Genomic DNA, 13,848 nt, shown 5'->3' with positions numbered 1-13,848 from the left:
CGCCGCTGGCCGCGCCCGTCTCACCCGAAATGCCTTTCCCGCTGCGGGGCCCGCCCTCCCGGCTCCCGCAGATCATCGACAAAGCCCCCGGCCGTCCCTCCCCGGCCGGGGGCTTTCCTGTCGCAACCTCTCCAAACTGCGGAAATCTACTCCTCCCGCAGCCAGAGGCCCGTCTTGCCGCCGTCCTTCTTCAGCAGGCGCACATCGGAAATTTCCATGCCGCGGTCCACGGCCTTGCACATATCGTACACGGTCAGGCACGTCACGGAAGCCGCCGTGAGCGCCTCCATCTCGATGCCGGTCTTGCCCGTGACACCGCACATCGTAGTCACGTGAATACCCACGCGCCCGTCTTCCCGCTCGCCCTCGCGCACGGGCGCGCACTCCACCTTGGCCTTGGTGATGTTCAGCGGGTGGCACATGGGGATAAGCTCGCTCGTTTTCTTCGCGGCCATCACTCCGGCCACCCGGGCGCAGGCGAGCACATCGCCCTTGGCCGCCTTGCCCTCCACGATGAGGGCCAACGTCTCCGGCTTCATGGAGATGAAGCCCTCGGCCACGGCCACGCGCTCGGTGTCGGCCTTCTGCGATACGTCCACCATCCGCACGTCGCCGTTCTCGTCGATATGGGTCAGCTGCTCGGTCATTGCAATTCCTTTCTAGCAGGTTCGGAAGGCATTCTTGGAAGAGGAGGGTTCGCGCTCGGGGCGAGGGTCCGCGCGGAGTTCCGCAGCGACTGGAACAGCCCAGTGGGCTGTTCCACCAAGCGAGGACTGTCTGAGCACGGCGCCCTTGCCCCGAGCGCGAACCCGGACAACCCGGAAGAAAGCTAGCCGCCGATCTGGCTCATCTTGCGGTCGGTGCCCACTTTGTCATGGTGGTCGTCGGGCTTGGCGCCGAGAGCCGTCAGCAGCACGTCGCGCACTGCGGCGTCATCGCCCTCGCGCAGGGCCGTGCGCACATCGTACTCGGTATCAGAGAACAAACACGGGCGCACCTTGCCGTCGGCGGTCACGCGCAGGCGGTTGCACTCGCTGCAGAAGTGGCGCGACAGCGGGCTGATGAAGCCCACGGTGCCCAGCGCGTCGGGGAACTCGAAGTAGCGCGCCGGACCCCAGCCCAGAGGCTTCGTCGCCCCGGCCGGGCGCAGCTCGGGCAGCCCCGCCGCACGGGCGCGCTCGTTGATGATGTCGAACAACTCCTCGGAGGGGATGACATCCTCCTTGCCCCAGCCGGTGCCGGCGTCGACGCTTGTATCGCCCACGGGCATGTACTCGATGAAGCGCACGTGCAGCGGCCGATCGATGGAGAGCTTCGCGAACTCCAAAAAGTCCTGGTCAAGGCTGCGCACGGCCACGGCGTTCACCTTCACGGGATTGAGCCCTGCGGCGAGCGCCGCGTCGATGCCGGCGAGGGTGTCCTCCAAACGGCCCGTGCGCGTGATCTCGTGGAACTGCACCGGATCCAGGGTGTCAAGCGAGATGTTGACCCGCGAAAGCCCCGCTGCCTTCAAATCGCCGATCATGCGGGGCAGAAGAACCCCGTTGGTGGTCATGGAGACGTTCTCGATGCCCTCGATGCCGGTGATGGCGTCCACCAGCTCAACCACGCCCTTGCGCACCAACGGCTCGCCGCCCGTGAGGCGAACCGAGCGGATGCCGAGCCCGGCGGCCACGGCCACCAGCCGCTCGATCTCCTCGATGCGCAGGATCTCGTCATGGGACATCGCGCACACGCCCTCCTCGGGCATGCAGTAGACGCAGCGGAAATTGCAGCGATCCGTCAGCGATATGCGCAGATAATCGATAGTACGACCGTGTGAGTCTTTCAAAGTCACCCCTCGCAACGTGTTTTGACTGCTTATTATATCGAACTCGAAATAAACCGCAATCCGCATCGAGGAGCGCCGCGAGATATCCTACCCCTCGGCCGCCGTGACGTCATCCACCATGGCAATCAGCTCCTGCTGGGAATGAACGCCCAGCTTGCCGTAGACGTTGCGCGTATGGGTGCGCACCGTGTTCCAGGAGATGCTGAGCTTGCTCGCCGTGGTGGACGAGTTGTAGCCCATGGCCAGACAGCGCAGCACGTCGGTCTCCCGGGGAGAGAGCTGGTAGTCTGCGGCCAAAGCCTCGATCGCCAGACCGAAGCGTCCCTTGCGCACCGGCTCGTCCTCGCGGGCCGGCCCCTCGCTCTCGGCGGCAAGATCCCTCATCAGCAGCTCGTCAAGCGAGGGGGCGCCCTCCTCCCCCGGCGCGAACAATCGGTCGAACTCGCGCTCGGAGAAGATGAGAAAGGCGCAAGCGAGCACGATGAGCGCCATGATCATATAGGCGAAGGCCTCGCCGACGGCACCGAACAGCGTCCCTAAAAGCTGCGCCCCGAAGAGCCAGCCGATGCCGTTGCCAAGCTGGTAGGCGCCGTAGCCGTAGCCGAACACGATGACCGCGGAGGTGCGCCGCTGGAAGACGATGAAGGCGAGAATGCACCACAGGAACAGCTCGAACACGACGCTGGACAGCGACACCACCTGGGCGAGCACGGTATGCAGCACCGTTACCAAGGGCAGGCAGGCGACAAGCGCCACGGAGGCCACCATCACCACCGAGTACAGCTTCCCGAAGTTGAGTCGATCCCCCTCGATGCCCACGGCCACCACCGCCAAAACCAACGCCAGAAGCATGCGCGCGAGCATGACGAGACGCGACCCGGACAGCGTCGTCTCGATGGAGGAGACCGCCACCGTGGATGCGTACACCGAGGACACGATGCAGGAGAACACGAAGACCACGGCCAGAAGCTTCCAGAACGACTTCGGCAGCGACCGGCGCGAATGGTCGCGCACAAGAGTGGGCGTCGGCTGCTCGATATGGCGGGAGAACGATGCCAAGATGCCGGCCGCCAAAGGCAGCAGCACGAACGAAGCCATGCCCGCCAAGCTGGGACCGCCGGGAACCGGCGCCCAGGCGGGCGATCCCAGCACAATGAAGAAGGAGGCTCCCACGACGAACTGGGAGTAGGCCACGTACAGGATGACCTGGCGCGGCGGCAGCGCGCCGTAGAGCTGCCCGCAACGCAGGGCGATCGCCCCGAGCCCCACGCCGAATAGTATGCCGCCGATGAAGAAAAGCGATCGGATAACGGGATAAGGCAGCATCGGCGTCAAATAATAGGGCCCGATAAGTATGACGATGAGGGCGCCGAGCGAGGAGACCGCCCCCGCCCAAAGGCACGCCGTCGGGCGCTCGAGCCACGAGCGCACCCGGGGCACTGCGAACGTGGACAACAGCATGAGGCCGCCGGCCGACAGGCTCATGGTCACCGTCAGCACCGAAAGGTTTCCGCCGTTGATCTCGCTATCAGACAGCCACGCCGTTCCCGAGCTCGCTATATAGACCGAAGCTAGCAGGGCCCCCAAGGCCATGTACGGCAATGCCGGCCACGCGCGCACGAGCTTCGCCATGAAGTTTTTCGTCTCGGCCATCACTGCCCTCCCTAGCGCAAGGAGCGCCCGGCGACAGCCGAGCGCTCCTCGATGTGATCCGATTGGCCTACGATACCATTTCCGGTTCGTCGGAGATGGCGGGAGTCGGGTCGTTGGACGCGGACACGGCATCCTCGGCGCTCCGGTCGACCAACGCCCGGCCCACGCGGCAGAGGGCATAGCCGACGAACACCACCGAGTACACGACCACCGAGGCCTGGGCGGCGAGGCCGCCGTGCAGGGCCGAGGGCAAAAGCATCAGCAGCAGGTGCACGTACACCAGCCCGAAGAACGGGTAGGCCAGCTTCTGCACCTTCTTCCACGAGGCCGTGGACATCTGCCGCTTCACGAAGGCGAAGGACGTCACGCCGAGCACGACGAGCAGCACGAGCAGCACGACCGCCAAAACGAAGGCGCCCATGACGTTGCCCCCGATCTCGCCGCCGCCGAGAAGGCGCGGCAGGTAGCTCTCCAGGTACACGGCCATGTGCCCGAGCGAGAGGAACCACGCCACGATGGACAGCTCGCTGCGCACGGGCTTCAGCCAGTGATAGGCGCGGCCGTCCCGGTTCAGGCATCCGATGAACATGACGACCACGAACAGGGCCAGCGACAGCTCGCACTTCTGGATGAGGACGAACAGCGGGCTCCAAATGGCGCGCGGCAGCCCGAAGAACACGCCGTACACGTAGACGACGTCGATGGCGATGGCGGCGGCGTAGAACGCGACCGGAAGCGCCTTCAAGGGGTTGCGCAGGGCGAAGCAGCCGACGATGGTGACTGCAAGGATGATCGCGAAGTCCATGTTACCTCTCCTCTCGCACCTCGAGGCGCTGCTCGAGCTCGACGGCGATAGCATCCAAAAGCTCGGCGTCCTCGAGGAAGAAACCCTTGGAAATCTTCAAGACGCCCCGATAGAAGCGCGTCTCCAAAAGCAGAAGCGCCAGATCCTGGAACGTGTCGAACCACGAGAGGATATGGTCGGCGAGGAACGCGCGGGACGTGCGAACCTGACGCAGGGCCTCCGCGTCGTCGCCGGCCTCAAGGGCGGCAATGATGCGATCTGAGAGCACCACGAGGAACTCGCACATGAACGACAGGTGATCGTGGGGGAAGTCGTAGCCCTCGGCCTTGGCCACGTGGTTGGCCTTGTACAGCTGGAAAACCTCGTGGTAAGCGTCCTGGAACATGAGCCCCTCTTCGCTCGTGTGCACGCTCTCGTAGGGCACCGCGTAGCGGCCCTTCCACGAGGAGGTTCCGGCGAAGGCGGAAGTGAAGTCCACGGCCAGCGCCTGGCGCGTGCCGGAGTTCCGCTTGCGCAAATAGCGCGTGATATCGTTCACCCCGTCGGCGAACAGCTCGTTCACATCGGCATATTCCGACCAATCCATCTCGGCGATGTTATCGATTTGCTCAGCCGTCAACGGCCGGAAGTAGATGGCCGCCAAAAGGTCGTAGAACGCCGCGCGACCCTTGAGGGCCGCGATCATGTCCTCCGTCACCACAGCCTCATCGGCCGCAGCGACGCTCATCTCATCTACCATGTATCCCCTCTCCTCTCAGACTCGCCCGTCCTCGTTGGGCACAAACCGCGTAGCGCCAGAGCGCTCCGCAGGACAGGAACTGCGACCTCGAAAAAGCGGCGCACCGGCGCACCAAAGCAGCAGCCCCCGTCCTGCGGGTTCAAACTGCGAACCCGCAAGAGCGCCCGACCGCCAAAAGGGAGGGAGCGACGGTCGGGGCAACCGAAAACCGAGGGGCGCACCTACGGGCTGGTGCAAGCGCACCCCTCACGCAAAATGGCTACTTCTTCTCGTAGCGGGTGACCTCGACGGGCTCCTCCTGCCACTTGGCGGTCTTCTCCGAGAGGATGTAGACCGTCGTGGGATGCAGGTCGGCCGGATCGAACAGGTAGTGCGCGTTCTCGCCGGCGGCAGCCACGACCTTCGCGGCCTCGGAGTTCGGATCGTCCAAGTCTCCGAAGGTGCGAGCGCCGCAGCAGCAGTTGTGCACGCAGGCCGGCACCCAGTTCTCGTCGTTTTTGCGCTGGAAGCACAGCGTGCACTTCTCGATGGTGTTGGTCTTCGGGTTCAGCTGGCGCACGCCGTAGGGGCAGCCCGTCAGACAGCTCTCGCAGCCGATGCAATCCTCGGCGTTCACGAGCACGATGCCGGTCTCCTCGTCGCGGTAGGAGGCGCCGGTGGGGCACACTTCGATGCAGCCGGGATTCTCGCACTGCTGGCACTGCATGGGCAGCCAGTACATCTCGATGTCCGGGAAGGTGCCGGTGGGGCCGATGGCGGACACGTGGTTGCGCACCACGCCCAGGTTCATCTGGTTCTCCATCTTGCAGGCGGCCACGCAGGAGTCGCAGCCCGAGCAGCGGTCCAGGTCGATGACAAGCGTATTTTTCATTAGAACACATCCTTCGTCTGGGCTTCAGCGAGCATTTCCTGAGTGGGCATGAAGGGCTCGAACTCCTCAGCCTCCACCCAAATGTTGGCAGGACGCTCGGACTTCTCGATCTTCACCGTGAAGCCGCGGTTGGTGTAGGAGCCGTAGACCTCGTTGAAGGGGGCGTCGTTCTTGGTGAGCACGTTGACGTTGCACTCGCGCCAGCCGCCGGTGGGGTTGGCCTGGGAGGCGTCGAAGCACTCGGGGTTCCAGAAGCGCTCCATCCACACGGTCTTGGGGTGGACGCCCTCGGTCAGGTAGGCGCGGGCATGCACCTCGCCGCGGCGGCTGGTGACCTTGACCCAGTCCATGTGCTCGATGCCGAGCTCCTTGGCGCTGGCCGGGTTGATGCGGATCTCGGCGCAGGGGAACAGCTCGCGGCTGAAGGGAGCATGGCGCATGGTGCCGTGGTGGAAGTAGGGCACACGTCCGCTCGTGAGCACGAACGGGTACTCGGGATCGTAGCCCGGCATGCCCTCGTAGGGGGACTCGACCGGCTCGATGGGCACGCAGATGGGGCTGTAGTCCTCGCAGGCCTCCTGGGGCTCCGGATAGCAGTACGGGTACCCGTTGCGAGCCATGCGGATGAGCATCTGGCAGTAGGTCTCCACCTTGCGGGACTCGGTGGCAAAGCCGGAGGGCAGGCCGTCGTCGGCGATCTGCTCGTGCTGGTTGTAATTCCAGTAGTCCGGCGTCACGAACGGCACGTACTCGTCGGTGTTCGCCTGCAGGGTCTCCCAGTCGGGAGCGCCGAGCGTGTCGGCAACGCCCTGCTTGACCTCGGCCTCGGTGGCGCTGCCCAGATAAGCCGTGCCATCGCCCAATTCCAGGCCGTTCGGGATGTGGCCGCCCCACATCTCGCGGCACTTGGCCACCACCTGGGCCGCCGGGATGGAGTGCGACACGGTCTCGCCGATGTGCACGCACTCGTTCTGCAGCCACTGGGTGTCCAGCTGGGTCATGTTCACCATGGGCTCTTCCAGCCACTCGCGCAGCGGGAAGACCAGATCGCACGCCTCGATGTGGAAGGAGGTGAGCATCGGGTACTGGCCGATGATGTAGTCCACCTCGGGGAACACGTCGTACCAGGACTTCGCGTTGCCGAGCATGGCCAGCTTGTTGCCGGACATGTCGAACCACACGCGCGGCTTGAAGGGCTCGCCGGTGGCGATGGCGTTGCGCACCGTGGGGATGTGGGAGTGGCACCAGGCGTAGAGGCCCTTGTGATCCTTCATGCCCAGACGATCCTGCAGAAGCTTGTTCAGGATGCGCTGGGAGTCGGGCATGGCCTCGCCGAGCTGCTTGATGCGCGCCTCGTTCTCGGCATCGGACATGCCGATGACCGCGCCGACGCCGTACATGTCGGAGAACATGCCGCCGAAGCCGTTGTTGTAGGTGACCGGGCGCACCAGCTTGGTCTCACCGGTGTCGGTCGTGGTGGCGAAGTAGCCGCCGCCCTTCTGGGTCATGGTGACGCCGGGCTTGTTGATGCGGCCCATGATGGAGTCGAGGCCCATGCAGCCGAGCGGCACCTGGGAGGCGGACTCAGTCATGTCGGAGGCCACGCCGTTGGCGATGCCGCCGTTGTTCTCAACATAGAGCTTGATGGCCTCTTCGATCTTATCCGCTTGCAGCCAGCACTCCTCGGCCGTCTTCTCGAGCGTCCAGGGATCGGCCTCCTCCTTGTAGATCTGACCGGCGGTCTTGTACTGCTTGCCGTTGAACTCGCCGGCCCAGAAGATCTCGGGATCCACGGCCGAATCGGCGGGAGCGGAGTACTCGAAGGGCGCTACGGCGTTCGTCTTCAGATCGAAGCACACGTAGGCCGGGGTGTTCTCGGGCGTCGTCTGCTTGAAGTCGGGGAACAGTTCCTGCGCCTTCACGGGCAGCTTCGTGTCCGGGTCAATCAGGAAGGGCAGGTTCGTCCAGTACTTCGTGAACTCCTCGTCGTAGAGCTTGTTCTCGAAGATGTAGCGGAACCACGAGAGCAGAAGCTTCGTGTCGGTGCCGGGACGTACGGGCAGCCACACGTCGGCCTTCACGGCGTCGGGCGAGAAGTTCGGGTCGACGACCACGGTCTTCACGCCGGCGGCGCGGAGCTCCGCCATGCCGCGGCCGGACTCAGCGGTCTCGGACACGGAGGGCTGGGCGCCCCAGATGACCACGATCTCGGTCTTGTTGTCGTTCACCTTGAAGATCTCCTGGACGGCGTTGTCGGCGATGGACTGGTCGTCGCCGCCGTAGAAGAGCTTCGAGAGGGCCCAACGGGGCAGGTAGCACTGGGCGCAGCCGGGCTCGAAGACGGTCGGGCTACCGAAGGCCATGGGAAGCGTCATGGCCTCCATGAACGAGTAGGAGCCGCCGCCGCCCACGCTGGCGAAGAACGCGTAGTTGCCGTACTGGTCGATAGCGTCCTTGATATGGGTGGCCGCCTCGGTGATGGCCTCGTCCCAGGAGATGACCTCCCACTTGTTCTCGCCGCGCTCGCCGGCCCGGCGCAGGGGGTGCAGGATGCGGCGCGGGCTGTACATGGTGTGCAGCTGGTTGAGGCCCTTGATGCACAGGCTGCCGCGGGACACCGGGGCCTCCGGATCGCCCTCGAGCCGCACGACCACGCCGTCCTTCAGGTAGGCGATGGCCGGGCACATCTGAATGCAGCCATGGCAGCTCGTGCGCATCTTCGTCAGGCCCTCGGTGCTCGAGACGCCCGCCTCGCCGGTACCGGCGAGCTCCTCTTCCGGCGCAGCTTCCTGCATGCAGCCGGCCATGGAGGCGCCCACCGCAGCGGCCGCGCCCGCGAGAGCGGACACTTTGACGAAGCTGCGACGTGTCAAATTCGTTTTTGACATATTGTCTTCCTCTCCTCTTGCTTACACGTGATTACGCTTGTCCGTTCACCTTCAGATCTTCCAGAAACTCCCTTCCCTCCTCGGTCAACGTCCAACCTTCTTTCCAAACTAGAGCGCCAGCGCGCTCGAGCTTGTCCACAAACACCGACGGCTGCATGGTCTCGACGCGACCGTCGATCACCGTCTGAAGAGCGGGCCTGCCCAAGAGCAGCTCCTCGATCTGCCCGTAGGGGCGCGGGACCGCCTCGACGAATTCCAAAAGTTCGATGTAGGTATCGGTGCGCTCGGGCACAAGATGAAGCAGATCCACGAGGCGCGCGGACGGCTTGTTGTAATCGACGAACCAGTCGCCAACATCCGTGCTCTTGAACGAGATCTCGGCCACGAGATCGTCGACCTCGTCTTCGGAGAGCCCCTCCTTCTGCTCGGGCAAAACGCGGTTGCCGTCCTCGTCGCGCTCGATCATGTCGAGGCCGTAGGAGCGAACAAGGGACATCAGCATATAGAACTGGTTCTGGGTGGCGCGCTCGAACTGGGGGAGCGCCGCGATGAATTCCTCCGCCTCACGAAGCGGGCGCTCCTCGGCGCAGAAGGCGAGGGTCTTGTACAGGATCTCGCGGTTCAAGGGATGACGCATCACCGTGCGGTTCAGCTCCGCGAGCTTCTCCTCGAAGGTGAGCTCGGCGGCGTCGGGCAAATCGTCGGCAACAAGCGCGGCAACATCCATCGCCGCCTCGACGGCTGCCTCCTCGCGCTCCTGGGAATCGTCTCGCGGCATTTCGCGGGTTTCAAAATCAGCCATGCATGCTTCGCATCGCAGCGGATGCGACCCTCCCCTCTTACCTATTTGGTTCTCCTCCTTGCCGCTTCGCCTCCTCGCACCAACTATGTCTCGGAGGTTTTCGAAGCGGTTCCACGGGTCGGAACTATAGGCGATTGGGATTGAAAACGACTACCCGCAGACTGCCTGAAATTGAGAAAATCGGCGCAAAAATCTCACGCAGGCTGGGTGAGTGACCCGTTTTACCTGCGCTTTTGCTCGCACTTTTTGATGAGTGGAATTATCGACTCACCAGATACACCTTGTCCGGAGGGATGCGCACCCACAGCCTCTCCCCCACCTCCGGCAACGCAGCGCCTTCGCGCATGCTCACGCGCCAGAACATGTGCTGGTGCAGGTAGCTCATCTCGTTCGTCTCGAAGGCGACAGCGGCTCCATCCGCATCGTCGCGATCGAGAAAGCCCAGAAGCGCCATGCGCTCGAAGCGGGCATCGCTCACCCGATCGACGCGAACGCGATAGCAGTTCTCGCCGGGGCCCTCCGCCCGCTCCACATAGAAGGCGCGCAGTCCCAGGCACTTCACATCCTGCGGCACTTCCCGGGCCGTATGCACGTCAATGCCCCACGGGGGGACGTGCACCATATGCGGCCCGGCGTACTCGGCCGCGGGCGCGTTCTTGCAGCCCGACAGCTTCAGCCCCGCCACCGACTGCGGCCGGTTCACCAGCTCCCGCCCGCGATCCATCTCCACGATGCGGCCGGCATCCACCACGGCGATTCGGTCGCAGAACCGCAGCGACTCGTCGATGTCGTGGCTCACATATAAGATCGTTCCCTCAAAAGCTTCGAACAGGCTCACGAGGTTCTGCTCGAGAACCCCTTTCAAGTGAGAGTCCAGGGCGCTGAAGGGCTCGTCCAGCATGAGGATGCCCGGCCGCGCCGCCAGCATACGGGCCAGGGCCACGCGTTGCTGCTGGCCACCGGAGAGCTGGGCCGGATAGCGCTGCCCGAAACCGCGCAGGCCGAAACGCTCCAGCTCCTCGGATACGATGCGCTCGCGCTCCGCCCTCGGCACCTCGCGCCCGATGCCCGCGCCGATGTTATCCGCCACCGTCAGGTTAGGAAACAGCATGTAGTTCTGGAACAGAAGGGCCGTTTTACGTTGCTGCGGCGTCAGGTTGATCTTCTGCTCGGAATCGAAGAACACCTTGCCATTCACAACGATCCGGCCCTCATCCGGCGTCTCGATGCCCGCGATGCAGCGCAGCGTGAGGCTCTTGCCGCACCCGGAGGCCCCCAGAAAGCCCAAAGTCTCATCGCCGCCCGCAAAAGCCACGTCCAGGGTGTAGTCGCCGAAGCTCTTCTTGATGCGCACGTCCAGGCTCATCTAGGCCACCCCCTCTCCCAGAACGTCGGCACTTCCGGCACTGTCCTCCCGAAGGCCCTTCGCGCTCCTCCTTCGGCCGCCGCCCCGCGTGCCGTTTCTCCGCGGCTTGGGCGAGCGCCCCTCGTGGCTGCTCTTCTGGCGATAGCGCGTGGTATGCCGGCTCCATAGGTTGATGAACAAAATCACGAGGAAGCTGAACACCAAAAGCACGATCGTCCAAAACCAGGTGGCCTCGGTGTTGCCGTTCATCCACTCGAAGTAAATGGCAATGGGGATGGTGCGGGTGCTGCCCAGTTGGTTGCCCGCCAGAAACAGCGTGCACCCGAACTCGCCCAAGGCCCGGGCGAAGGCGAGCACCGTGCCCGAGGCGATGGACGACCAGGCCAAGGGCAGCATGAGGCGCAGGAAGATGCGCCCGTTGGACCAGCCCAAGGTACGGGCCGCGTCGAGCATGTTCGGATCCAAGCTCTCGAAGGCGCCCCGGGCGCTGCGATACATGAGCGGGAAGGCCACCACCACCGCAGCGAGGACCGTGGCCTGCCAGCTGAACACGAGCGGGAATCCGATCTCCTGGAAGAAGCGCCCGAAGGCCGTGTTGCGCCCGAGCGCCGACAACAGAAGGAAGCCGCAGACCGTCGGCGGCAGCACCATGGGAATGGTGAAGATGGTATCGAAGATATCCTGGGCGCGCTTCGAGATGCGCAGCGTGAAATATGCGGCGGCCAGCCCCAGGAAAAACACGAACACAATGGCCACGCCGCAGGTCTTGAGCGTCACCCATAAAGGCGAGTAGTCCATGGACGAGAGAAACTCCCCCACCTGCTCAAGCGGGCCGCCCTTCTGGGCGATGACGGCGCCCTCCGCCGGCACGAGGAGCCCGCTGTCCATCTGGGACGGTCGCACCTCGCTCTTCACGTCGAAGGTGTCGTCGGGACCCTCGATGGTCACGTAGAAGCGGCCCTCCGAGATCTCGCGTCCGAAGGTGAATACCACGTCGCCCACGGCGAGCGATGCTCCCTCAGTGCCTTCCGCATCGGCAATGAGCACCTTCCATTCCTCTTGGCTCGCCAGCGGGTTCACCCCCGTGGAGAAGTTCTCATCCAGGGCCGCCAAGTAGGTCTTTATTTCCTGCACCTGAGAGCTGCCCTCGTCCTCGATGCCGAACTCGTCGGCCACCGTCCGGGGAATGAAGAGCACGGCGTAGTCGGCCGTGTTGACGATAGCCACGCGGTCGGTGCCTGAAAGCCGGTAGGTGTAGCCGTAGCTGAAGCCGTCAATGTCGCGCGCGGATCCCGTGCGCGAACATTCGAAGCCCTCCACAGCGAAGTCGCAGCCTTCCATGCGGGCCGCATCGCCGTCAGCGGAAATCTCAACCTCGGCATCCTGGACGGCCTGCTCCGCATCGGCAGCCCAAGCCGAAGAGGGTGCCACGACCATGCAGGCCCCCAGCATCCCGCCTGCAAGAATCGCAGCTGCAACCGCCCTGAGCACCGAAGCCGCGAACCCCGTCGCAGATCGCCTCACGCCGGCCGCTTTCGCTGTTTCCATAGCCACCACTCTCATTGACCTCTTGCACACCAGACGGGCGAGGCTTTGCGCCCCGCCCGCCCGACGAGATGCCCTTGCGTACTAAGACGCGCTTTGCAGCTCGTAGTTATTCTACCGCGAATGCCTTAGTTCTGGGCGAGCTCGAAGCCCCACTTCTCCCAAATCTGGTTGGCGTCCTCGTCGGTCATGCACCACTCGAGGAAGGCCTGTGCCGTCTCGGCGCTCTTGCTGTCGGTGCATACCGCGCCCGGATAGGTAATGGCCTTGTGGGTGTCGTTGGGAACCACCGAGCAGATGGCGACACCGCCCATGCGGTACACGTCCGAGGTGTAGACCATGGCGATGTCAACCTCGCCGGACTCGGCATACTTGCACACGTCGCCCACCTTGCCGCCGAGGGTCACCTTCGGCTGCAGGGTCGCGGAGAACTCGCCGCCCTTGCCCGTGGCGTCGGCGCCGGTGGCCCCGTCGGGCTCGATGTAGCTGCCGACCGTCGTCAGGGACTGGCAGGCGTAGTTGCCGGCCGGCACGTTCTCGTCACCCACGGCCAGCGTGTACTTGCCGGCGGCGATGTCCTCAAGGCTGATGTCCTGACCTGCCAGGTCACCGCCCTCCTTGGTGACGATGACCAGGTCGTTGTTGAACATGGTCTGGCGGGTGTCCTCCTTGACATAGCCGTTCTCCGCGGCATCGTCCATCGTGCCCTTGGAGGCCGTGATGAGGATGTCAGCGTACTGCCCAGCACCGAGCATCTCGTTCAAGGTGCCAGAGGCCTCGTACTGCGTATCAGCGAAGGTGACGTTGGGATTCTGCTGAGTGTAGAGTTCCTCGGCCTCGGCCATGGCCTTGGTCAGGGAATTGGCGGCGAAAATCTGCAGTTCCACGGCTTCGCCCTCAGGCTTGGTCTCCTCGGGAGCCTGGGTTTCCGCCTGGGGGGCAGCCGGCTTGTCGGCCTTCTGCTCCGTAGTGTCGCCGCCTGAGCAGCCGAAGAGGCCCAGGGCGGCCATAAGAGCCACCGACACGGCACCGAGTTTCCAACTTTTGCGCATTGAGGTCTTCCTCCCTGATAGGTTATACGTCTTCGCGAATAAAGCGTTTTGGATATATTATCCTTATTCTCATATATTCGCAAGCCCTATTATTCTCATCTCCGAATATGGTTCCGAACCCCTCGCGCTCCTCCATGGGAAACATCCGCAGGGGCTGACCTTGGTCAGCCCTCGCGAGAGGGATACCTTCGCACGACAATCATGAACCACCCCTCAAAGGGGTGGTTTGCTCTGGGCCTATAAGGCCGAGGGGGGCCGGCAGCGTCTAAAGGCGCTGCCTCTCACTTCGTTCAAGC

Annotated in this window: 11 protein-coding genes; all 11 read right to left on the bottom strand. The window is 64.0% G+C overall.

Annotated features, from left to right (window positions below):
* Nucleotides 1-146: 146 nt before the first annotated feature.
* The 11 genes from moaC to modA all read right to left on the bottom strand — a co-directional run bounded on the left by moaC (nt 147) and on the right by modA (nt 13,552).
* Nucleotides 147-647: a cyclic pyranopterin monophosphate synthase MoaC gene (gene moaC, locus ACYVRU_RS11525; RefSeq protein WP_157012970.1), complete on the bottom strand. Its 501-nt coding sequence runs from the start codon at nt 645-647 to the stop codon at nt 147-149.
* A 182-nt stretch (nt 648-829) separates the two neighbouring features.
* On the bottom strand, nt 830-1,831 hold the full coding sequence (gene moaA, locus ACYVRU_RS11520; protein WP_157012971.1) for a GTP 3',8-cyclase MoaA: 1,002 nt from the start codon (nt 1,829-1,831) through the stop codon (nt 830-832).
* 87 nt (nt 1,832-1,918) lie between these two features.
* A complete protein-coding gene (locus ACYVRU_RS11515; protein WP_256156646.1) occupies nt 1,919-3,484 on the bottom strand; it encodes a LuxR family transcriptional regulator in 1,566 nt (521 codons plus the stop codon).
* Nucleotides 3,485-3,551: 67 nt separating this feature from the next.
* Nucleotides 3,552-4,289, bottom strand: coding sequence for a ferric reductase-like transmembrane domain-containing protein (locus ACYVRU_RS11510; RefSeq protein ID WP_157012972.1), 738 nt, complete (start codon nt 4,287-4,289; stop codon nt 3,552-3,554).
* A gap of 1 nt (nt 4,290) precedes the next feature.
* Nucleotides 4,291-5,028 carry a TorD/DmsD family molecular chaperone gene (locus tag ACYVRU_RS11505; RefSeq protein ID WP_114540394.1) on the bottom strand — a complete coding sequence of 246 codons (738 nt, stop codon included), beginning with the start codon at nt 5,026-5,028 and terminating at the stop codon, nt 4,291-4,293.
* 259 nt (nt 5,029-5,287) lie between these two features.
* Nucleotides 5,288-5,899, bottom strand: a complete 612-nt coding sequence (locus ACYVRU_RS11500) for a 4Fe-4S dicluster domain-containing protein (protein ID WP_157012973.1) — start codon at nt 5,897-5,899, stop codon at nt 5,288-5,290.
* Nucleotides 5,899-8,787, bottom strand: coding sequence for a molybdopterin-containing oxidoreductase family protein (locus ACYVRU_RS11495; RefSeq protein ID WP_461186165.1), 2,889 nt, complete (start codon nt 8,785-8,787; stop codon nt 5,899-5,901). Before ACYVRU_RS11495 ends, ACYVRU_RS11500 begins: the two co-directional genes overlap by 1 nt.
* A 31-nt stretch (nt 8,788-8,818) precedes the next feature.
* Nucleotides 8,819-9,589 (bottom strand): hypothetical protein, encoded by a 771-nt coding sequence (locus tag ACYVRU_RS11490; protein WP_418134232.1) that lies wholly within the window; start codon nt 9,587-9,589, stop codon nt 8,819-8,821.
* Nucleotides 9,590-9,848: 259 nt separating this feature from the next.
* The gene (locus tag ACYVRU_RS11485; protein WP_418134231.1) at nt 9,849-10,955 is read right to left on the bottom strand and encodes a sulfate/molybdate ABC transporter ATP-binding protein; all 1,107 of its coding nucleotides are present in this window, start codon (nt 10,953-10,955) and stop codon (nt 9,849-9,851) included.
* Nucleotides 10,956-12,503, bottom strand: a complete 1,548-nt coding sequence (gene modB / locus ACYVRU_RS11480; protein WP_232325793.1) for a molybdate ABC transporter permease subunit — start codon at nt 12,501-12,503, stop codon at nt 10,956-10,958.
* Nucleotides 12,504-12,628: 125 nt separating this feature from the next.
* Complete coding sequence (gene modA / locus ACYVRU_RS11475; protein ID WP_157012976.1) at nt 12,629-13,552, bottom strand: molybdate ABC transporter substrate-binding protein; 924 nt, start codon at nt 13,550-13,552, stop codon at nt 12,629-12,631.
* Nucleotides 13,553-13,848 lie beyond the last annotated feature (296 nt).

It is taken from the genome of Adlercreutzia sp. CNCM I-6216, from assembly GCF_977113345.1.
This window is presented reverse-complemented; position numbering and strand designations above follow the sequence as displayed.